The 19,076-nt window shown below is 55.9% G+C and carries 22 protein-coding genes, 1 tRNA gene and 1 pseudogene; 12 read left to right on the top strand and 12 right to left on the bottom strand.

Annotated elements, in window-relative coordinates; all coding sequences use genetic code 11:
* Positions 1 to 140 precede the first annotated feature (140 nt).
* Entirely contained in the window at positions 141 to 554 is a 414-nt protein-coding gene (locus WG622_RS01115; protein WP_339401906.1) for a VOC family protein, read from the top strand.
* 71 nt (positions 555 to 625) lie between these two features.
* On the top strand, positions 626 to 1,414 hold the full coding sequence (locus WG622_RS01110; RefSeq protein ID WP_339401905.1) for a siderophore-interacting protein: 789 nt from the start codon (positions 626 to 628) through the stop codon (positions 1,412 to 1,414).
* A 6-nt stretch (positions 1,415 to 1,420) separates the two neighbouring features.
* Here WG622_RS01110 and mltG read toward each other — a convergent pair whose 3' ends face one another.
* The 6 genes from mltG to fabD form a co-directional block, all read right to left on the bottom strand.
* Complete coding sequence (gene mltG / locus WG622_RS01105; protein WP_339401904.1) at positions 1,421 to 2,572, bottom strand: endolytic transglycosylase MltG; 1,152 nt, start codon at positions 2,570 to 2,572, stop codon at positions 1,421 to 1,423.
* A 3-nt stretch (positions 2,573 to 2,575) separates the two neighbouring features.
* Positions 2,576 to 3,832: a beta-ketoacyl-ACP synthase II gene (gene fabF, locus WG622_RS01100; RefSeq protein WP_339401903.1), complete on the bottom strand. Its 1,257-nt coding sequence runs from the start codon at positions 3,830 to 3,832 to the stop codon at positions 2,576 to 2,578.
* A gap of 149 nt (positions 3,833 to 3,981) precedes the next feature.
* Positions 3,982 to 4,725 carry a 1-(5-phosphoribosyl)-5-[(5-phosphoribosylamino)methylideneamino]imidazole-4-carboxamide isomerase gene (locus tag WG622_RS01095; protein WP_339401902.1) on the bottom strand — a complete coding sequence of 248 codons (744 nt, stop codon included), beginning with the start codon at positions 4,723 to 4,725 and terminating at the stop codon, positions 3,982 to 3,984.
* Positions 4,726 to 4,953: 228 nt separating this feature from the next.
* Entirely contained in the window at positions 4,954 to 5,187 is a 234-nt protein-coding gene (locus WG622_RS01090; protein ID WP_209356079.1) for an acyl carrier protein, read from the bottom strand.
* A 229-nt stretch (positions 5,188 to 5,416) separates the two neighbouring features.
* Complete coding sequence (gene fabG, locus WG622_RS01085; RefSeq protein WP_339401900.1) at positions 5,417 to 6,154, bottom strand: 3-oxoacyl-[acyl-carrier-protein] reductase; 738 nt, start codon at positions 6,152 to 6,154, stop codon at positions 5,417 to 5,419.
* 30 nt (positions 6,155 to 6,184) lie between these two features.
* Entirely contained in the window at positions 6,185 to 7,123 is a 939-nt protein-coding gene (gene fabD, locus WG622_RS01080) for an ACP S-malonyltransferase (protein WP_339401899.1), read from the bottom strand.
* Positions 7,124 to 7,280: 157 nt separating this feature from the next.
* Between fabD and WG622_RS01075 the strand changes: the two genes are divergently transcribed.
* Complete coding sequence (locus WG622_RS01075) at positions 7,281 to 8,465, top strand: cytochrome b/b6 domain-containing protein (RefSeq protein ID WP_339401898.1); 1,185 nt, start codon at positions 7,281 to 7,283, stop codon at positions 8,463 to 8,465.
* A 52-nt stretch (positions 8,466 to 8,517) separates the two neighbouring features.
* Here the strand turns inward: WG622_RS01075 and WG622_RS01070 are convergent, their stop codons facing one another.
* Entirely contained in the window at positions 8,518 to 9,090 is a 573-nt protein-coding gene (locus tag WG622_RS01070) for a YceI family protein (protein WP_339401897.1), read from the bottom strand.
* Between the two features lie 103 nt (positions 9,091 to 9,193).
* Complete coding sequence (locus tag WG622_RS01065) at positions 9,194 to 9,547, bottom strand: hypothetical protein (protein ID WP_339401896.1); 354 nt, start codon at positions 9,545 to 9,547, stop codon at positions 9,194 to 9,196.
* A 378-nt stretch (positions 9,548 to 9,925) separates the two neighbouring features.
* On the opposite strand from WG622_RS01065, the gene rpsF reads away from it, so the two are divergent.
* The 7 genes and pseudogenes from rpsF to WG622_RS01030 all read left to right on the top strand — a co-directional run bounded on the left by rpsF (position 9,926) and on the right by WG622_RS01030 (position 13,516).
* Positions 9,926 to 10,282, top strand: coding sequence for a 30S ribosomal protein S6 (gene rpsF / locus WG622_RS01060; protein ID WP_339401895.1), 357 nt, complete (start codon positions 9,926 to 9,928; stop codon positions 10,280 to 10,282).
* A gap of 25 nt (positions 10,283 to 10,307) precedes the next feature.
* Positions 10,308 to 10,535, top strand: coding sequence for a 30S ribosomal protein S18 (gene rpsR, locus WG622_RS01055; protein WP_009805008.1), 228 nt, complete (start codon positions 10,308 to 10,310; stop codon positions 10,533 to 10,535).
* A 12-nt stretch (positions 10,536 to 10,547) separates the two neighbouring features.
* Entirely contained in the window at positions 10,548 to 11,165 is a 618-nt protein-coding gene (gene rplI / locus WG622_RS01050; RefSeq protein WP_339401894.1) for a 50S ribosomal protein L9, read from the top strand.
* A gap of 199 nt (positions 11,166 to 11,364) precedes the next feature.
* Positions 11,365 to 11,763 (top strand): helix-turn-helix domain-containing protein, encoded by a 399-nt coding sequence (locus WG622_RS01045; RefSeq protein WP_209356067.1) that lies wholly within the window; start codon positions 11,365 to 11,367, stop codon positions 11,761 to 11,763.
* 31 nt (positions 11,764 to 11,794) lie between these two features.
* Complete coding sequence (locus tag WG622_RS01040) at positions 11,795 to 12,286, top strand: autoinducer binding domain-containing protein (protein ID WP_339401893.1); 492 nt, start codon at positions 11,795 to 11,797, stop codon at positions 12,284 to 12,286.
* A gap of 24 nt (positions 12,287 to 12,310) precedes the next feature.
* Positions 12,311 to 12,496, top strand: a pseudogene (locus WG622_RS01035) (response regulator transcription factor); the annotation flags it as partial.
* Between the two features lie 207 nt (positions 12,497 to 12,703).
* On the top strand, positions 12,704 to 13,516 hold the full coding sequence (locus WG622_RS01030; protein ID WP_339401892.1) for an acyl-homoserine-lactone synthase: 813 nt from the start codon (positions 12,704 to 12,706) through the stop codon (positions 13,514 to 13,516).
* 243 nt (positions 13,517 to 13,759) lie between these two features.
* Here WG622_RS01030 and tig read toward each other — a convergent pair whose 3' ends face one another.
* The 4 genes from tig to WG622_RS01010 form a co-directional block, all read right to left on the bottom strand.
* Positions 13,760 to 15,094, bottom strand: coding sequence for a trigger factor (gene tig / locus WG622_RS01025; protein WP_339401891.1), 1,335 nt, complete (start codon positions 15,092 to 15,094; stop codon positions 13,760 to 13,762).
* 190 nt (positions 15,095 to 15,284) lie between these two features.
* Positions 15,285 to 16,475: a sialate O-acetylesterase gene (locus WG622_RS01020; RefSeq protein ID WP_339401890.1), complete on the bottom strand. Its 1,191-nt coding sequence runs from the start codon at positions 16,473 to 16,475 to the stop codon at positions 15,285 to 15,287.
* A gap of 14 nt (positions 16,476 to 16,489) precedes the next feature.
* Entirely contained in the window at positions 16,490 to 16,762 is a 273-nt protein-coding gene (locus WG622_RS01015) for a spike base protein, RCAP_Rcc01079 family (protein WP_339401889.1), read from the bottom strand.
* 118 nt (positions 16,763 to 16,880) lie between these two features.
* A tRNA-Leu gene (locus WG622_RS01010) sits at positions 16,881 to 16,965 on the bottom strand.
* Between the two features lie 303 nt (positions 16,966 to 17,268).
* Here WG622_RS01010 and WG622_RS01005 point away from each other — a divergent pair.
* Together WG622_RS01005 and glnA are read left to right on the top strand one after the other, a co-directional pair.
* Positions 17,269 to 17,607, top strand: coding sequence for a P-II family nitrogen regulator (locus tag WG622_RS01005; RefSeq protein ID WP_209356060.1), 339 nt, complete (start codon positions 17,269 to 17,271; stop codon positions 17,605 to 17,607).
* A 35-nt stretch (positions 17,608 to 17,642) separates the two neighbouring features.
* On the top strand, positions 17,643 to 19,049 hold the full coding sequence (gene glnA / locus WG622_RS01000; protein WP_339401887.1) for a type I glutamate--ammonia ligase: 1,407 nt from the start codon (positions 17,643 to 17,645) through the stop codon (positions 19,047 to 19,049).
* Positions 19,050 to 19,076 lie beyond the last annotated feature (27 nt).

Genomic DNA, 19,076 nt, shown 5'->3' with positions numbered 1-19,076 from the left:
GGAAAAACCCTAGCAAAGACCGTGACGCATGTCAAATTTTCAAACTATAACAAAAACTTAACCAAAACGCCGGACCAAACGCAACACGCCCATAGCCCCTGCACCCAGCTTGACCTAAGCTCACGTCAAAGGAGCCTTTCATGATCGCCTATGTCACAGTCGGATCCAACGACATCCAACGTTCCAAACGGTTCTACACAGCCTTCCTACCAGCCCTCGGCTACACATTTTCCGAAGGCCCTGAAGGCCTCAGTTTCGAACTGCCCATTGCCAAAGGCCAAGTCCCCCAACCCGACTTCTATGTGAAACCTCCCTTTAACGAAGGCCCCGCAACCCAAGGCAACGGCAGCATGACCGCCTTTGAAGCGACCTCCCAAGATCAAGTTCGCGCGCTCCATGCCGCCGCCTTCGCTGCCGGAGGCTCTGACGAAGGTGCGCCGGGCTTTCGCGCCGACTATGGCCCGCGCTTTTATGTCGGCTATCTGCGCGACCCAGACGGCAACAAGATCGCCCTGTTTTCCAGCAATCCCAACGACCCAAGTCGCGACGATTGACCTACCCCCTTGCAATTTCGACCCCACCGACTTATTTCCGACAAAATTATTCAAGTTTAAGAGCCACCGCCATGACCACGCCAAAGCCCAAAAAGCCGATGCCCCGCGTTTTGACCGTCAAAAAGGCCTGGCATCTCACGCCCCATATGATCCGCGTGACCTTTTCCGGTCCAGAACTCGAAGGCTTCCCCGAAGGCCGCGAAGGCGCGAACTGCAAGCTGATGATCCCGGAACCCGGTGAGACTCGCGACGCTTTTGTAGATCGTCTTACGAACGGCCCAGCCCCAAGCCGCAGAACCTATACAGTGCGCGCCTATCGTCCCGAGGCGCAGGAACTCGACATTGATTTCGTCGACCACGGACCGAATGGCCCCGCCTCTGCTTGGGCGATCAACGCCCAACCCGGATCATTTCTCGGCTTCGCAGGCCCCGGCCCTGTCAAGGTCAAAGACTTCTACGCCGATTGGTACCTCGTGGCCGCCGATCCCTCAGCGCTTCCCGTCGCCGCTGCGGCCCTCGAAGCCATGCCGCGCGACGCCAAAGGCATCGCTATCTTTGAGATCCCTTCCGATGACGACCGCTATCCCATCAACGCGCCCGAGGGCGTTGAGATCCATTGGATGATACACAAAGACGCCCACACGCCCTCAGAAGCGCAGGTCGATTTCATCCGCACCATGGACTGGCCCGACGGCACCGTCCAAACCTGCATCGCCGGAGAAGCAGGCGTCGTCAAAGCCCTGCGTAAATTCCTTTTGACGGAAAAACAGCTGCCCAAAAAGGACGCCTACATCGCGGGCTATTGGAAAATCGGCCTTGTAGAAGACGAACACCAGATCGAGAAACGCGCCGAGGCGTAGGCCTCGTTAATTGTTGTTGCGCTCACGCTCGATCTTACGCCACGCCGCCACATTGCGATTGTGCTCATCCAGAGTTTTCGCGAAGGCGTGGCCACCGGTGCCATCTGCCACAAAATAGATGAAATCCGTAGTGTCAGGATTGGCCGCCGCCTCAAGGCTCGCGCGGCCCGGGTTGGCAATCGGCGTGATCGGCAGACCGTCAATCGTATACGTGTTCCACGGCGTATCCCGACGCAGCTCGCTCTGGCGCAGACCACGGCCCAAAGTGCCTTGGCCCTGCGTAATCCCATAGATCACCGTCGGGTCTGTCTGCAGACGAATGCTGCGGTTCAGACGGTTCGTAAACACACTCGCAACCACGCCGCGTTCTTCGGCCACGGCGGTTTCTTTCTCGATGATAGACGCAAGGATCAGCAGATCCTGTTTCGAGGTCAGAGGCGTATCCGGATCACGGTTCTCCCAAGCCGTATCGATCAGACGCTGCTGCGCAGTTTCCATACGGTCCAGCACAGATTGAACCGTGTCACCCACGCTGACTTCATAGCTGTCAGGTGCCAAAACGCCCTCAAGCGGCACAGCAGCCTCGCCCTTAAGGACTTCAATTCCCTTAAGCGTTTCAACAACTTGCCAGCTGGTCACGCCCTCAGCCAAAGCCACGCGATAGCGCGTATCGGCCTGCCCGCGCACCCGCGTATAATCCGCAGGAACCTCTTCCGTCGCCGGATTAAAACTTACGACCTCAGCAAAACGATTGGTCGACGGATCCATCTCGCGCACCTGCACAGCAGCTCGCGTCACACCGATACGATAGACCACTTCGGTGCCGCAAGTGCTCGCGCCGCCCCGTGTCACAATATCCGCGATCTCGGCCATGGACGCGCCTTCCGGGATCAGAAACGCACCCGCTTTCAGCTTGTTGGCCTTGTCGGTGTAATCCACACCCACGCGGAAAATCGAGCTATTGCTCAACGCCCCACGGCTCTCCAGCGTATCAGACACCCGCCGCATGTTGCTCCCCGGAGCCACGCGCAGACACATGGCCTCGGCCAATGGCCCTTTGGCGGTATATTGCGCCTGCCCCCAGAGGATCACCCCCCCGAAAAGAAACAGCGCCACGATCAGCATCGTGAACCCGTTAGACGCAATCGCCCGCCACATGGATTAGACCTTTCCGAAGAGAACCGAGGCGTTGGTGCCGCCAAACCCGAAGGAGTTCGACAGAGCCACATCAATCTTACGCTCAACCTTGACATTCGGTGCCAGATCCAGCTTGGTCTCCACGGCAGGATTGTCCAGGTTGATCGTCGGAGGCGCCACCTGATCGCGGATTGCAAGGATCGAGAAGATCGCTTCAATCGCGCCGGCCGCGCCCAGCAAGTGGCCGGTCATGGATTTGGTCGATGACATGGTGGCATTCGCAGCCGCCGCGCCCATCATGCGCTCCACAGCACCCAGCTCGATGCTGTCAGCCATGGTCGATGTGCCGTGCGCGTTGATGTAATCAATCGCAGACGGCTCGAGCCCCGCGTCCTTCAGCGCTGCGCGCATAGAACGCTCGCCGCCCTCACCGTCCTCGGAAGGTGCAGTGATGTGATAGGCATCGCCCGACAGACCATAGCCCAGAACCTCAGCATAGATCGTCGCGCCACGTGCTTTTGCGTGTTCGTATTCCTCAAGGACAACAACACCCGCGCCCTCGCCCATGACAAAGCCGTCACGGTCCGCATCATAAGGCCGGCTCGCCGCCTTTGGATCATCCGCACGTTTGGTGGACAGAGCTTTACAGGCGTTAAAGCCCGCGATCCCGATCTCACAAATCGCCGCTTCCGCGCCACCTGCAATCATCACATCCGCATCGCCGTTCTTGATCAGACGAGACGCATCGCCAATCGCATGCGCACCCGTCGAACAGGCGGTCACAACCGAATGGTTCGGACCCTTAAAGCCAAAGCGGATCGACACCTGACCGGAAATCAGGTTGATCAACGCACCCGGAATAAAGAACGGAGACACACGACGCGGGCCACGCTCTTTGATCATCACAGCGGTCTCGGCAATCGAGTTCAGACCACCAATACCCGAGCCAATCATCACACCGGTGCGCAGGCGGCTCTCTTCGTCTTCAGGCGTCCAGCCCGCATCGGTGACAGCCATCTGCGCCGCCGCAATGCCGTACAGGATGAAATCATCGACCTTGCGACGTTCCTTAGGCTCCATCCAATCATCAGAATTGAAGGTGCCGTCAGACCCATCACCCAAAGGCACTTCGCAGGCGTATTTCGTAGTAACAGCCGAGGCATCAAACCGCGTGATCGGCCCTGCTCCGGATTGACCATCCAGAATCCGGCTCCAGCTTTCTTCAACACCGCTGGCCAACGGTGTGACCAAACCCAATCCTGTGACGACGACACGACGCATATTGCTGCCCTTTCCTCTGGTCTTTTGACGGTCATACCTTGGCTTTCGGGTAAGGGGCAAGCCAAACCGAGGGCGAAGGCGGCTTTGAGCAAAAGAAATACAAACGGCCACCCCCATGGATGGCCGCATTTCGCCGATTTGGCGGTTTTTTAGATGAATTCTGCCTTTGGCTCCGGCACCGGCTGCGCGATCTCAAGCGCTTCTGCCAGATCCACGTCCTTGGCAAACAAGGCCTTGCCCACCAAGGTGCCCGCAATATTGGACACATATTTCAGGCGCGAGATATCATCGGTTGTATGCACAGTGCCGCGCGCCACAACCGGATGCCGCGTCGCCGACGCTACGCCCGAGATCACACCGAGCTGGCCGTCTTGATCGCCAATATCCGCATCAATATCGGTGACAATGATGCCCGACAAAGGCACGTCCTCATAGGCGGTCACAAAGGCCTCAGGCTCCAGTGCCCCGGCATTGCGCCAGCCATCGGTCATGAGCTTGCCCTGATAGACGTCAATCGCCACGGAAATCTGATCCGGATAGCGCATCGCCATCTCTTTGACCGTCGCAGAATCCTGCACCGCCAAAGTCCCCACGACCACGCGTCCGGCACCACGATCAATCCAGCTCTCGATATGTTCGCGCGTGCGAATACCGCCGCCCAATTGCACCGACGCACCGGCTTTCAGAATGATCTCCTGAACCAATTCAGCATTGTCGCCCGTGCCAAAAACCGCATCCAGATCCGTCACATGGATCCAGCGCGCACCGGCCTCTACGAAACTTTGCACCGTGGCAATCGGATCCACATGCCAATAGCTCGCTTCTTCCTCACGCCCCCGATAGAGGGTCGCACATTTGCCGTCTTTGAGTTCAATCGTCGGGTAAATAATCATACCAACCTCACCAATAGCGAAACATCAGGGCCTGCCCGATCAAACCTCACCTGTCATGCTATCACGGGTTGATCTGATCAGAAATCGGCAAAACACCCGCTTTTCACGCCATGGGCGGCAAGCCCTCTGACCCTAAAAGAAAAATTCGAAATAAATTCTTAAGAAACACACAAAAAAGACCCCCGCCAAATGGCAGGGGCCTCAAAACTTTAACCTGAAAACTTCAGATTAGGACGCTTCAGTGATGAATTTCACTGCGTCGCCGAAAGTTTGGATGGTTTCAGCTGCGTCATCAGGGATCTCGATGCCGAACTCTTCTTCGAAAGCCATAACCAGCTCTACGGTGTCCAGGCTGTCTGCGCCAAGATCGTCAATGAAGGAAGCTGCTTCAACAACTTTGCCTTCTTCTACACCCAGGTGCTCAACAACAATCTTTTTTACGCGGTCTGCGACGTCGCTCATAACTATTCCTCGTTCTTTTAGGCCTTGTGGCCTTTGGTCCTCCGCCGAAGCGGAAATTAGATGGTGCCCTACGGGGCGGCTCTCATATGTCTGGGAAACCCCAGAATACCGGAGCGCCAAAAGGCCCACCCGGAAAACTGCGCCGCCTATAGCACAAGTGCGCAACAAGGCAAACGCTTTCGACAGGAAACAGCACCCGCAGTAATACGTCCCGCGGGTGCGGCTCCGCTTACAACATGGCCATACCGCCGTTCACATGCAAGGTCGTGCCTGTGACATAGCCGGCTTCTGGGCTTGCTAGGTACAAAACCGCCGCTGCGATTTCCACGGGTGTGCCCATACGGCCCGTTGGGATCTGCACGTTGATCTTCTCTTTCTGATCATCGGTCAGCTTGTCGGTCATCGCGGTCGCAATAAAGCCCGGAGCCACAGCGTTTGCGGTAATCCCACGGCTCGCCACTTCATAGGCGATGGATTTGGTCATGCCGACCATACCCGCCTTAGAGGCCGCATAGTTCACCTGACCCGGGTTGCCGGTCGCACCAACAATCGAGCTGATGTTGATGATCCGCCCCCAACGCGCCTTCATCATTGGGCGCATCACAGCGCGACACAGGCGCATAGAGGACGTCAGGTTAACATCCAGAACTTGCTGCCATTCTTCATCCGACATGCGCATGAAAATCTGGTCTTTGGTGATGCCTGCATTGTTCACAAGGATGTCCAAAGACCCCATCGCCGCAATCGCCTGTTTCGGCAGTTCTGCAACCGCCTCGGCATCTCCCAGATTACAGGGCAGCACGAACGCCCCCTCACCCAGCTCTGCCGCCAGAGCCTCAAGCGGCTCCACCCGCGTGCCGGAAAGTCCGACCTTGGCCCCTGCGCCATGCAGAGCCTTGGCGATCTCGCCACCAATGCCACCAGACGCGCCGGTGACCAGCGCCGCTTTGCCTGTCAAATCAAACATAGTCTTTCCCCAACCTTAAACCTTCGGCGCTTACGCCAATTTCTCTACCGCAGCCTTCACGTCCTCAGGCGTGCCCACGGCTGTACAAGCAATCGCGCGATCAATGCGGCGCACCATGCCCGACAGGGCTTTGCCCGCGCCGATCTCATAGATCTCCGTAACGCCCGCTTCGCTCATATAGCTCACCGATTCGCGCCAACGGACAGAGCCTGTGACCTGCTCCACCAGCAAAGACCGGATCGTCGCCGGGTCATTGACGGATGAGGCCACAACATTGGCTACAACCGGCACCTTCGGCGCGTTGATATCAACATGGGACAAGGCCTCCGCCATCACATCCGCTGCTGGCTGCATCAATGCACAATGGAAAGGCGCCGACACCGGTAGCAACACCGCGCGTTTCGCACCCTTTTCCTTAGCGATCTCAACCGCGCGCTCAACTGCCGCTTTGTGACCAGACACAACCACCTGCCCCGGATCATTGTCATTGGCCGCCTGACAAACCTCGCCCTGCGCAGCCTCTTCCGCGACCTCAGTCGCACCCGCGAAATCCAGACCCAACAGAGCCGCCATCGCGCCAACACCCACAGGCACGGCGGCTTGCATCGCTTCCCCACGGGTGCGCAACAGGCGCGCCGTGTCCGCGACGCTCAAGGCGCCTGCCGCCGCAAGGGCAGAATATTCCCCCAGCGAGTGACCCGCCACATAAGAGGCTGCTTCAATCGAGACCCCTTCGGCCTCCAATGCGCGCATCGCCGCCAGAGACGTCGCCATCAGTGCGGGCTGGGCATTTTGGGTCAAAGTGAGCGTCTCTTGCTCGCCTTCCCAGATCAGCGCACTCAGCTTTTCTCCAAGCGCCTCATCGACCTCATTAAACACTGCGCGGGCTTCTGGATAGGCATCGGCCAAGGCCTTCCCCATCCCAATCGTCTGCGCCCCTTGTCCCGGAAATACAAATGCTCGGCTCATCTCTGACCTCTTATTTTGCGTTCTATGGCAATACCCCGCCCTGTTCATAGGTGCAACGCTATTGCGCTTTGCTGCACGTAAATCGAGGGCGTTTCACCTTGGCGGGTGACGTAGGGGCGTCTAACGTCAGCGCAACTCGCAAATTCAGGAGCATTCCATGGCCCTCACCAATACCGACAGAGCCTATGGCGGTGTCACCAAGACCTTCCACTGGCTCACCGCCCTTTTGATTTTCACAGCCTTTCCGCTGGGCATCCTCGCCCATGACGCGCCCTTTGACACCAGCGACGAGCTGACCCGTAAGGCGCTCTTGTTCTCTCTGCATAAAACTGTCGGCGTGATGGCCTTCTTCACCGCACTCCTGCGTATCCTCTGGGCATTGACCCAAAAACGCCCCGGCCTGTTGAACTCAGAGCATCGCCTCGAAGCCTTTGCGGCCGAGACCGCCCATTGGGTGCTTTATGGCTGCATGCTGCTGGTCCCTTTGACCGGCTGGATCCACCACGCCGCCGCCGAAGGCTTTGCACCGATCTGGTGGCCTTTTGGTCAGGCCCTGCCGTTTATTCCCAAGGACGCGCAGCTCTCGGCGATCTTCGGGTCGATCCACACGACACTCACGCCGGTGCTCGCCCTAACGATCCTCGCGCATATAGGCGGAGCCCTGAAACACGCGATTATCGACAAAGACCACACGCTACGCCGCATGATGCCTGGTCTGTCTGATGCCCCGACGCCCCCTGCGCAAAAGCACTCACGCCTGCCTTTCCTCGCGGCGCTCGGCATTTGGGCGCTCGCCATGACCATTGGCGTATTGGATGCTCCCAAGGCTGAACAGACACAGCAAGCCGCGCTGGCTGAAGTCTCGTCGGAATGGACCGTCCAAGACGGAGAGATTGCTCTGACCATCCGCCAGTTCGGCTCTGACGTGCGCGGCAGCTTTGCCGACTGGACCGCAGACATCGCCTTCAACGAAACCGCGACCGACGGCAAACACGGCAGCGCAGAGGTTCAGATCGCAATCGGATCTTTGTCGCTGGGATCCGTCACACAACAAGCCATGGGGCCTGACTTCTTTGATGCCACGACCTTCCCTACAGCAACTTTTTCGGCGGAACTTCTTGCCGGAGATTCCGGGCACATGGCGCAAGGCACGCTCACAGTCAAAGGCGCAACGGTTCCCGTGTCCTTCCCCTACGAGCTCACGATCGAAGGCGACACAGCCACGGTCTCTGCGCAAACCACGCTCAATCGGCAGGACTTTAACGTGGGGCAATCCATGCCTGATGAAAGCTCACTGGGCTTTGCGGTGATCATAGACATCAACTTCACCGCCAAACGCTAACAAAAAAGCCCCCGAAAACTCGGGGGCTTTTTTAATTGTCTCGAAGGAAAGCTTATTCAGCCTTCATTGCCTCGATGGAAATAACCACCTGAACTTCATCGCTTACGAATGGCGCGAATTGACCGAGGTTGAAGTCGGTACGCTTCAGTTCCGTGGTCGCGTCAAAACCCGCGAATGGCACGCCCGCCATAGGGTGCACCATGGCTTGGTTTAGCTTGGCATCCAGAACAACAGATTTGGTCACATCGTTCAGCGTCAGATCACCGGTGATCAGCGCGGTGCTGTCGCCAGTCACTTCGATGCCAGTGGACACGAAAGACACCATTTCGTCTTCGCTCGCGTCAAAGAAATCTGGGCTCATAAAGTGACCAAACCGCGCTTCCCAACCTGTCAGCATAGAGCGCACAGGCATGGACACAGATACAGAGGACTTCGCTGGGTCTTCTTGGTCGAACTGAATGTCGCCTTCAAAACCCGAGAACATGCCATAGGTGGTCGAGAACCCGAGGTGGTTATACGAGAACACGATCTGGCTGTGAGATGGGTCGAGTTTATAGGCTTCTGCTTCGGCAAAAGAAGACGTGGCCGCGGCAGCAAGGCCCGCAGCAAGGATAAGAGATTTCATAGGGTTAGCTCCAGTTTCAGATGGCTCTAACATCGAAGATGACGCTGGGAAAACAACCTGAGCTTTACAACATCTATTGTGCGAAAACGCACATCACATTCTGTTAAGCCGCCTTGGACGGGGATTGACAGGTTTCTGAAACTTGTTTGGCCGACATGGCATCTTGCATCGCGATGTTGATCGATAGCCGCGCATCCTCAGACGCAACTGACAAATGCCTTCCACTGACGTCTACTTGCGCCACGTCTGTGGACATCACGCATTGCGCGGCCTCCCAACCGGCATCGACGGGAACTAGAATGAATTCGCCATACTTTGGATCGAAATGTAGCTCGCTGGATGGCGGACGTTTGCCGGTTCGGGCAAAAACGATGCCTGTCGTGAAAATCAAAACACCAAGGGTGAACTTTGCCAGTTGAAACCCTTCTGGCAATCCCGGGAACGGAAAAACAGCCACTGCCGACCCGACAGCACAAAGCAGGGTGCCTAAGCTCCCTGCCAGCAAACGCACCCAGAAGTGGGCACTTAATGTTGGGGCGGGCATCACGACCCTATCGAGGGGCCGGGACTCCGTGACATTCGCCATCTCTGTTTCGCCTTAAAAGAACAGAAGTTAACATTTCGCACCCTGCCTATGAATTGAGGCAGGAATTGGGCGATTGGATAAGGAAACTAACTGTTTCCAAATCAGATAATGCTTGTGAATCGAGGGGGGTTCGCTATATAGCGCGCAATCTTTCGCACTTATCTAAAAACCGCGCAGTCTCTCGTGGGTGGGACGCGAAAGAGTTTTATCCCGCCCTTTGAAATGCGCTTGAAATGAAATGGAGCTCACATGCCACTTTATGAGCATGTCTTTATCTCGCGCCAGGACCTGTCCAACGCGCAAGCTGAAAGCCTCGTTGAGCACTTCGGTACTGTCCTTGCGGACAACGGCGGCAAAGTCGTCGAAAGCGAGTACTGGGGCGTTAAAACAATGGCCTATAAGATCAACAAGAACCGCAAAGGGCACTACGCCTTTCTGAAAACCGACAGCCCTGCGCCGGCGGTTCAGGAAATGGAACGCCTGATGCGCCTGCATGACGATGTCATGCGCGTTCTGACGATCAAAGTCGACGAGCACGCCGAAGGCCCGTCCATCCAAATGCAAAAACGCGAAGAACGTGGCGAGCGCCGCGAACGTCGCTCTTAATTGCGCGAAGAAAGGACACTAAACCATGGCTGCAAAACCATTTTTCCGTCGTCGCAAGGTCTGCCCATTCTCTGGTGAGAATGCGCCAAAGATCGACTACAAAGACACGAAACTGCTGCAACGCTACATCTCTGAGCGCGGCAAGATCGTTCCATCCCGCATCACTGCGGTTTCCGCGAAAAAGCAACGTGAACTGGCTCGCGCTATCAAACGCGCCCGCTTCCTCGCGCTGCTGCCATACGCTGTGAAGTAAGGAGAGCCTGACATGCAAGTTATCCTTCTCGAACGCGTTGCGAAACTGGGCCAAATGGGTGACGTCGTTGACGTAAAACCTGGCTACGCCCGCAACTTCCTCTTGCCACAAGGCAAGGCGCTGACTGCTTCTGAGGGCAACGTTGCTTCCTTCGAAGCGCAAAAAGCTCAGCTGGAAGCCCGCAACCTGGAAACCAAAGCAGAAGCCGAAGCGCTGGCAGAGAAACTCGACGGTCAGAAGTTCGTCGTGATTCGCTCCGCGTCTGACGCCGGTTCCCTCTACGGCTCTGTCACCCCACGTGACGCCGCCGAAGTTGCAACCGAAGCTGGTTTCTCTGTGGACCGTAAGCAAGTCGCTCTGATCGCACCGATCAAAGACCTTGGCCTGCACAATGTTGCGGTGAAACTGCACCCAGAAGTGACCGTTGAAATCACTCTGAACGTTGCCCGCTCTGAGGAAGAAGCCGAACTACAAGAGTCCGGTAAATCCATCCAAGAGCTGGCGGCGGAAGAAGAAGCGGCTGCAGAATTCGAAATCGCCGAACTGTTCGACGATATCGGCTCTGCCGCGTCTGATGACGACGAAGACTCTGCTCCAATCGTTGACGAACCTGTTAACGACGAAGAGTAACACTATATTAAGATGAAACGTTGATGCGCGGTCTCCGCGCATCGGCACACCAAGCAAGGAAGCGCAGAAGCGTCATAATAATTTAAAGCGACGAAATCGCCTGCCAGAATTCGGCACCCGTGCTTGTCAAAAATTAACTATTTGCCATGTCGGCGCCTGTGTGCCGGTTTGGATGTTGAATAAAGACCGCAGGTGAGAAATGAATAAGATTGACGTACTCGTTGGCAAGCGCATTCGTGCCCGCCGTCACGCCCTGAGCGTCAGCCAGTCTGAACTCGGCGAGGCCATTGGCGTTAAATTCCAACAAATTCAAAAGTATGAAACCGGTGCCAACCGCGTCAGCGCCTCTCGCCTCTGGGCTATTGCCGAGCGTTTGGGCGTGGATGTCGTCTATTTCTTCGAAGGTATCGCCCGCGAAACTGACGCGACGGTGGCCGTGGATCCGGTTGACAAGATGGACTTCTTGTCGGACCGTGACACAATCGAAATGATGGAACTGTATCGCAAGCTGCCTCAAACGCAGCGCAGTGCGGTTCTCGCGTTCATGCGGTCGATGGCCGTGGAAAGCAAAACGGGTAATCTAAGCGTCGCTAAGTAAGCTGCCGGCGACGTTTCATTGGGGGTGGCAATTGGACCTGATAAGCCTGCACGACATTCCGGAATCGGAAGATCGTTACACTAAGTTTCTGCACAATATTTGTGAAACCTACGAGTTTGACGATGCAGCTTATGCAGGCATAAATCCGGTTGGTGGCGTCATGCATGCCATCGTCACCTACAGCGATGAATGGCAGACTTACTATCAAGACAACCACCTGCACACGATCGACCCTACTCTGCATTCAGCCATGCGCAGCGTCGCACCAGTTGACTGGCTTCGCCTGAACAAAGATCAGAACTTCCGCAAAGTCTTTGACCCAGCCCGCGAATTTGGCATCGGCGACAAAGGCATCACCATTCCGATCCGTGGCCCATTTGGCGAGTTCGGCATGCTCAGCGTCACCCGCGACTGCAGCAAAGAAGAATGGATCAAACTGCGCAACAACGTCATGATCGAGCTGCAGCAAGCCGCAGCTCATATGCATGACAACGTGATGCGCACAGAGCCTCTGTCGCGCTAGCTACACCACCCGAACCTCTCCAAGCGAGAGCTCGAAGTCCTGCAATGGCTGGCCGCCGGGAAATCACAGCAGGATGTGGCGGATATTCTGAATATCTCTACGCGCACTGTCGAAGTTCACGTTCGTTCATCACGCGAAAAACTCGTCGCCCTGACCACATCTCAGGCCGTAGGACGCGCGATTGGGATGAACCTAATTTTCCCCGGTTAATTCCGCTACCATCCTGTGGATAACTCTGTGTGTAAATGCGGGAAAACTGCGCCAAAATCGCTGTATCCACGCTCACAGACCTAGGGAAATCCCGTATAAACCTCTGAAATAAGGTGAGAAATTCAAAACTACGGGTTTCCCACAATACCCGCACCCAATGGCACGCCGTTAACCTTCATTCACGGCAAAGCACAATTGGGGGTGCACATGATTTTAACAATAGACGCATTGAACATGCATCGCTTCCCGACGGTCCTGGAAGACATGTTCCAGCTTCGCGCGCGGGTTTTCGCAGGTCGTTTGGGATGGGATGTGACCATCACGGACGGCAAAGAGATCGACCAATTCGACAATATGAATCCTAGCTACATTGTGGGCCTGGATGACGAGATGAACGTCATTTCCTGCGCACGTGTTCTACAAACCATGGGGCCGCATATGCTGGCCGATGTGTTTGACGCGATTCTGGACGGAGAGCCTCCGGTTCGAAGCCCGAACATCTGGGAATCCACCCGCTTCTGCGTTGATACACAGCGCATCAAAAGCGAAGACAGCAAGACCACAGTGTCCAAAGCCACATGTGAGCTGATGGTGGGCATTCTGGAATACTCCAAGGCGGCGGGTATCACCGATATCATCACTGTGATCGATCCGGTCATGGACCGCGTTCTGAAACGCTCTGACAACGCGCCTCATGGCTATGTGGGCAAGACTGTTCCAATGGGCAAGGTCTCGGCTCTGGCGGCGCTTTTGGACTGCACAGACGAGCGTATCGGCAAAGTGCGCGCATTTGCAGGTATCGAAGGCGATGTCATGCTTGATGAGGACGCAGCGGTTGCGAAAATCGAAGCTCTGGCCAAGCAACCACCAATGCCTGGTGTGACTGATCCGCAAGAATTGCAGACCTATTTTGACGAGCAAATCGCAGAGGCTTCGTCGGACAAGGAACGCTCGGCGGTATTGGCATTGCGCAGCGCACTTTCGATGCGCCTGCCCTCTGCGCTTACAGCGACGATCTAAGGTCGCCCTACACAAACACGGCATGCGATTCGTCGCCTGTCACGACATTTCATAAACCTTTAGATCAAAGTTTTTTCTTCGGTCGAGGCTGCTACCCTGTGACCTTGGCCACCCAAATCGCCTTATTCCCCAAGGCGTGTTGCGTAGAGTGTGGCGCAATGAAAAGGGGCTGCTCAATATTTCTGAGCAGCCCCTTTTTGATTTTGGGATGAGGCGCAGCTTTAAGCCGCGCCCAAGCGAGGATTACTCCTCGTCCAGTGCCTCAACGGCTTTTTCCAGATCCGCTTTGCTGACTTCTTTGTCAGAAACCTGAGCCAGTTCAAACACATAGTCGACGACTTTGTCTTCAAACAGAGGCGCGCGCAGCTGCTGTTGCATCTGCTGGTTCTGCTGAACGAATTCAAAGAACTGACGTTCCTGACCAGGATACTGGCGCGCCTGGTTCATGATCGCTTGGGTCATTTCCGCGTCGGACACTTCGACTTCGGCTTTCTGGCCCAGCTCTGCGAGCAGCAGACCCAGACGCACGCGGCGCTCTGCCAAAGAGGTGTGCTCTTCGGTTGGCTCGATCTCTGGGTGGTCGTGACCTTCCACCTCAGGGTTTTCCTCGTGCCACAGCTGGTGTGCGATTTGGTTTGCTTCTGCTTCAACGAGGGATGGAGGCAGGTCGAAGGACACAACCTTGTCCAGCGCATCCAGCAGCGCACGCTTCTGAACCTGACGTGCAGCACCTGCGTATTCCGCAACCAGACGTTCAGTGATCTGCTCTTTCAGAGCGTTCAGATCTTCGGCGCCGAATTGTTTGGCCAGCTCGTCATCAAGTTCAGCCGCAACCGGCTCTTTGACTTCTTTGATGGTGCATGTGAACACAGCTTCTTTGCCCGCTAGGTGTTCGGCTTGGTATTCTTCTGGGAAGGATACAGTAACGTCCTTCTCTTCTTCGGCTTTCACACCAACCAGCTGCTCTTCAAAGCCAGGGATGAACTGACCGGAACCCAGAACCAGTGGGAAATCTTCGCCCGCGCCGCCGTCAAAGGCTTCGCCGTCGATTTTACCAACGAAATCCATGACAACCTGGTCGCCATCTTTCGCTTTGGAGCCCTTGCGGCGGGATTTGAAGTTCTGCGCGGTCTCGGCCAGCTTGCCAAGCGCTTCTTCCACGTCCGCATCTTCTGGCTTCACAACCAGCTTTTCCAGCTCGATGGATTTCAGATCAACTTCTGGGATCTCTGGCAGAGCTTCGTAGGACATGTCGACAACAACATCGTCGCCTTCTTTCCACTCTTCGCCGTTCTGCATTTCGATCTTTGGCTGCAGCGCAGGACGATCACCGGATTCTTCAAAGTGGCTGCTCATCGCGCCGTCGATGGACTCTTGCATCGCTTCGCCCAGAACACGCTGGCCGAATTGCTTTTTCAGCAGCGCCATAGGCACTTTGCCTTTGCGGAAGCCCTTCATTTCAACGTCTGGCTGCGCTTCAGCCAGTTTTTCGTTGACCTTCGCGTCCAGCTCATCTGCGGTCAGCGTGATGGTATAGCCGCGCTTCAGGCCTTCATTCAGGGTCTCGGTGACCTGCATTGTATCGTCCTTCTTTCAACCTAAATAGCGGCACCGATTGGCACCGCCTTTAACTTCTTCATGCGTTGACGTCGCTCTCTATAGATCAGGGGGCAGAATGACAAGGCAAAAGGCGCGCGTGAAAGGCATGGATTTGCCAATAATCTAAGGGCAAGGCGCAAAGAAAAGGCGGCCCGAAAGCCGCCACTTGTCACAGATACCCTTCCGCGATGAATCGCCGTGCCGCAAGCCGCCCCATCACGCGGCTGCCCCAGGCGGTCACATGGGTGCCGTCTTCGATGTACCCAGTGGGATGCGCGATCGTATGGACCCCGCCTTGCGCCAGCGCGTGGCCGCTGTCTTGATCCATATTTTGCTGGGTTTCACGGAACAGATCCTGATAGATTGCCACCCCATCCGGTGGCGGGCCAAGGATCAGCCACGGAATAGTACCCGTCCCCAAATCCACCTGCATCTGACTGCGCATCGCCGCAAAGGCCGGAGGATAATCCGCATCAAAGGTCGCGCTGTAATCCCCCTGCCCCTGCGCCCAAAGGGCTCCGATAACCTCGGACCCCGCAGGCAGGTTCGCGAGCCCCGTCGTGACCAGATCCACCGCATTCTGATAGGCCGCGCGATCCGCCGTGGTCGCCGCAGGGTTCCAATCGCCATCAGCGCCCACCAAAGACGTCTGCGACCACGCGCCTGCGGCAATCACCAGGTTATGGCTCTCTGGCACAAAGGGCAGCAGCTCCTGTGCAAATGCCGCCACCGGAGACACGCCCTGTCCAATCGACTGATACTGTAACGGCACATGCATCGCGTGTGGCACAGCCCGCGTGGTTCCTCGTCCGACATAGCTGGCACCGGGCAAATACAAACACCGCGCCCCTGGCCAATAGTCAAAACTGCGATTGACGCCCAGAGACACCGACGAGCACTCCATCAAAGACTGCCCCAAGGCCAGCACCACTTTAGCAGGCTTCGCCAAAACATCCCCCATATCAACCACTTGCAACCCAAGCAGCCGACAGGAGAAGTTGCTCCCCGTCAGAAAATCAAGCGATCCCTGATTGCTGGCGTTCGGGAATTTCCACGTCTGCATGCCTTCTGCCTGACGTGTGCCTTCAGGGCTGTACGTCGGGCTCAAAAACCGCGCCCGCGTTGTGCCCGTAACATCCGCCGTCACCGAATGCACCCAAAGATTGCCTGAGAAATTCCCTGCAATCGTGACCCGAGAATTCGCGCCCATCAGGATCTCACCCTCGCCCAGCGTCACATCGCCTGTAGTCGAGGTCACATGGCTCATGTCCTGCAGGGTCGCCTGCCGGATCGGCAAGACCCCCGCCGGCATCCGTGCCCGCGCCTGCTCTGCTTGGCCTGCGCTCTGTCCAATACTCACGCCCAGATCCAACATCAGACCACAAACGCCTTGATTCCAGAGGCCGTGGTGCCGGTTGCGTAGACACGGCGCACGTTCAGGTTAAGCTCTGAAAAGTCAGGCACTTGCACAGTCACGCTCGCCGTCCCGTTCACCCCCATCACCACCAACGCCCCGCCGGTCTCGACATAAAGCTTCATCGCAGGTATCGGCAGATCAGCCCCATCATTGGGCACCACATCGACCATATTGCCAAACGTGCCTGCCAAACTGCGACTCATGCCCAGAGTTTCGTCGTAAATATCCATTTCCAATCCTCACATACGCGTTTTGAGTAAGGATGAGGGCTAGGTAAGATTGACTAAAGCATCGCCAACAGAGCGCGCGTCTCCGCAATGCTTTATTAAACTTCGCTGTAAGAAAGAGTGGTGCGGGTGGAGGGACTTGAACCCCCACGCCTCGCGGCGCCAGAACCTAAATCTGGTGCGTCTACCAATTTCGCCACACCCGCACATCGCTGGCGCATCGCTGCCGCCAGTTCGCGTGTCTCTAGCAAAGCTATTTGCGGGATGCGAGTGGAAAATGCATCTTTGTTCCAGTAAATTTTCACGCGCGCCACCCCACCCAGCGCCCATATTCACAAGGCTCAAAGTGGCAAAGTTTTCATTTCGCCCCTTTTCGCGCCTATTTGCCTATTTTTTAATCACGACTCAAAAACTGACCCTAGCCTTTCGACCCAAAACGCCCTATCCGATTGTCGCCCCCTCAGGAACATGGGATCAGCACGACATAACTCAGGTGAGGAGACCCCGAGATGAAAAAAATCGAAGCCATCATCAAGCCATTTAAACTTGATGAAGTGAAAGAAGCTTTGCAGGACGTAGGTGTCCAAGGTCTTTCGGTGATCGAGGTCAAGGGTTTCGGTCGTCAAAAAGGCCATACCGAACTCTACCGCGGCGCAGAATATGTCGTGGACTTCCTGCCAAAGGTCAAAATCGAGGTTGTTCTGGATGCCGACATGGTAGACCAGGCAATCGAAGCGATCGTCGACGCAGCGAAAACCGATAAAATCGGGGACGGCAAAATCTTTGTCAGCTCTGTCGAACAAGCCATCCGCATTCGTACCGGTGAATCCGGCGCGGACGCCCTGTAAACACTCCGAACTCTTTTAGTAGAAGGAAAGCAAGCATGAGCGCAGATGCAGTTCTCAAGCTGATCAAAGACGAGGAAGCGGAATACGTAGATATCCGTTTCACAGACCCTCGTGGTAAACTTCAGCACGTCACCGTGATGTCCACAGAAGTCGACGAAGACTTCCTGGAAGAAGGCTTCATGTTCGACGGTTCCTCCATCGCTGGTTGGAAATCCATCGAAGCTTCTGACATGAAACTGATGCCAGACACCAACTCTGCTTACGTAGATCCTTTCTACGCAGAGAAAACCATCTGTGTGCACTGCTCTATCGTTGAGCCAGACACCGGTGAAGCCTACGAGCGTGACCCACGTTCCACTGCTGAAAAAGCAGAAGCATATCTGAAGTCCTCCGGCATCGGTGATGTCTCCTACTGGGGTCCAGAAGCAGAATTCTTCCTGTTTGACGACGTTCGCTTCTCCAACACCATCAACAAAGTGTCTTACGAAGTTGATGCACAGGACGGTTCCTGGAATTCTGACACTGAATATGAAATGGGCAACACCGGTCACCGTCCAGGTGTCAAAGGCGGTTACTTCCCAGTAAACCCAATCGACGATGGTCAAGACATCCGCTCCGAGATGCTCTCCACCATGAAGCGTCTGGGCATGAAAGTTGACAAGCACCACCACGAGGTTGCGTCCTGTCAGCACGAGCTGGGCCTGATCTTCGGTTCGCTCACTCACCAAGCGGACGAGCTGCAGAAATATAAGTATGTGATCCACAACGTGGCACAGTCTTATGGCAAATCTGCAACCTTCATGCCAAAGCCAATCGCAGGCGACAACGGCACCGGCATGCACTGCAACATGTCCATCTGGAAAGACGGCAAGCCTCTGTTTGCTGGCGACCAGTACGCGGACCTGTCCCAAGAAGCTCTGTACTTCATCGGTGGTATCCTGAAGCACGCGAAAGCGCTTAATGCCTTCACCAACCCATCCACCAACTCCTACAAGCGTCTGATCCCAGGCTTCGAAGCCCCAGTTCTGCGCACCTACTCTGCACGTAACCGTTCCGGCTGTGTTCGTATCCCTTGGACCGAATCTCCAAAAGCCAAGCGCGTTGAGGCACGTTTCCCGGATCCATCCGCGAACCCATACCTCTGCTTCGCAGCTCTGCTGATGGCCGGCATCGACGGCATCAAGAACAAGATCGACCCAGGCCCGTCTTACGACAAGAACCTGTACGATCTGCCTGCAGAAGAACTGGCTGGCATCCCAACTGTCTGTGGCTCCCTGCGCGAAGCAATGGAAGAACTGCAAGCGGACATGGACTTCCTGCTGGCAGGCGACGTGTTCACCAAAGACCAGATCGAAGGTTACATCGAGCTCAAAATGGAAGAGATCGAAACCTACGAACATACCCCACACCCAGTGGAATTCGGTATGTACTACAGCTGCTAAGCTGCTGGAATATTACGGAAAAGGGCG

This window comes from Cognatishimia coralii (assembly GCF_037478305.1).
Taxonomy (GTDB): Bacteria; Pseudomonadota; Alphaproteobacteria; order Rhodobacterales; family Rhodobacteraceae; genus Cognatishimia; species Cognatishimia coralii.
The sequence above is the reverse complement of the archived record's forward strand: the minus strand, read 5'-3'. Positions and strand labels throughout refer to the sequence as shown.

Bases quoted from the DNA above. Each gene is read 5' to 3' on its own strand.
- fabG (WP_339401900.1), bottom strand. From the start codon at position 6,154: ATGTTTGATTTGACAGGCAAAGCGGCGCTGGTCACCGGCGCGTCTGGT.
- WG622_RS01015 (WP_339401889.1), bottom strand. From the start codon at position 16,762: ATGGATATTTACGACGAAACTCTGGGCATGAGTCGCAGTTTGGCAGGC.
- rpsF (WP_339401895.1), top strand. From the start codon at position 9,926: ATGCCACTTTATGAGCATGTCTTTATCTCGCGCCAGGACCTGTCCAAC.
- fabF (WP_339401903.1), bottom strand. From the start codon at position 3,832: ATGCGTCGTGTCGTCGTCACAGGATTGGGTTTGGTCACACCGTTGGCC.
- WG622_RS01070 (WP_339401897.1), bottom strand. From the start codon at position 9,090: ATGAAATCTCTTATCCTTGCTGCGGGCCTTGCTGCCGCGGCCACGTCT.
- fabD (WP_339401899.1), bottom strand. From the start codon at position 7,123: ATGAGCCGAGCATTTGTATTTCCGGGACAAGGGGCGCAGACGATTGGG.
- tig (WP_339401891.1), bottom strand. From the start codon at position 15,094: ATGCAGGTCACCGAGACCCTGAATGAAGGCCTGAAGCGCGGCTATACC.
- WG622_RS01030 (WP_339401892.1), top strand. From the start codon at position 12,704: ATGATTTTAACAATAGACGCATTGAACATGCATCGCTTCCCGACGGTC.
- WG622_RS01115 (WP_339401906.1), top strand. From the start codon at position 141: ATGATCGCCTATGTCACAGTCGGATCCAACGACATCCAACGTTCCAAA.
- mltG (WP_339401904.1), bottom strand. From the start codon at position 2,572: ATGTGGCGGGCGATTGCGTCTAACGGGTTCACGATGCTGATCGTGGCG.
- glnA (WP_339401887.1), top strand. From the start codon at position 17,643: ATGAGCGCAGATGCAGTTCTCAAGCTGATCAAAGACGAGGAAGCGGAA.
- WG622_RS01090 (WP_209356079.1), bottom strand. From the start codon at position 5,187: ATGAGCGACGTCGCAGACCGCGTAAAAAAGATTGTTGTTGAGCACCTG.
- WG622_RS01075 (WP_339401898.1), top strand. From the start codon at position 7,281: ATGGCCCTCACCAATACCGACAGAGCCTATGGCGGTGTCACCAAGACC.
- WG622_RS01095 (WP_339401902.1), bottom strand. From the start codon at position 4,725: ATGATTATTTACCCGACGATTGAACTCAAAGACGGCAAATGTGCGACC.
- WG622_RS01045 (WP_209356067.1), top strand. From the start codon at position 11,365: ATGAATAAGATTGACGTACTCGTTGGCAAGCGCATTCGTGCCCGCCGT.
- WG622_RS01110 (WP_339401905.1), top strand. From the start codon at position 626: ATGACCACGCCAAAGCCCAAAAAGCCGATGCCCCGCGTTTTGACCGTC.
- rplI (WP_339401894.1), top strand. From the start codon at position 10,548: ATGCAAGTTATCCTTCTCGAACGCGTTGCGAAACTGGGCCAAATGGGT.
- rpsR (WP_009805008.1), top strand. From the start codon at position 10,308: ATGGCTGCAAAACCATTTTTCCGTCGTCGCAAGGTCTGCCCATTCTCT.
- WG622_RS01005 (WP_209356060.1), top strand. From the start codon at position 17,269: ATGAAAAAAATCGAAGCCATCATCAAGCCATTTAAACTTGATGAAGTG.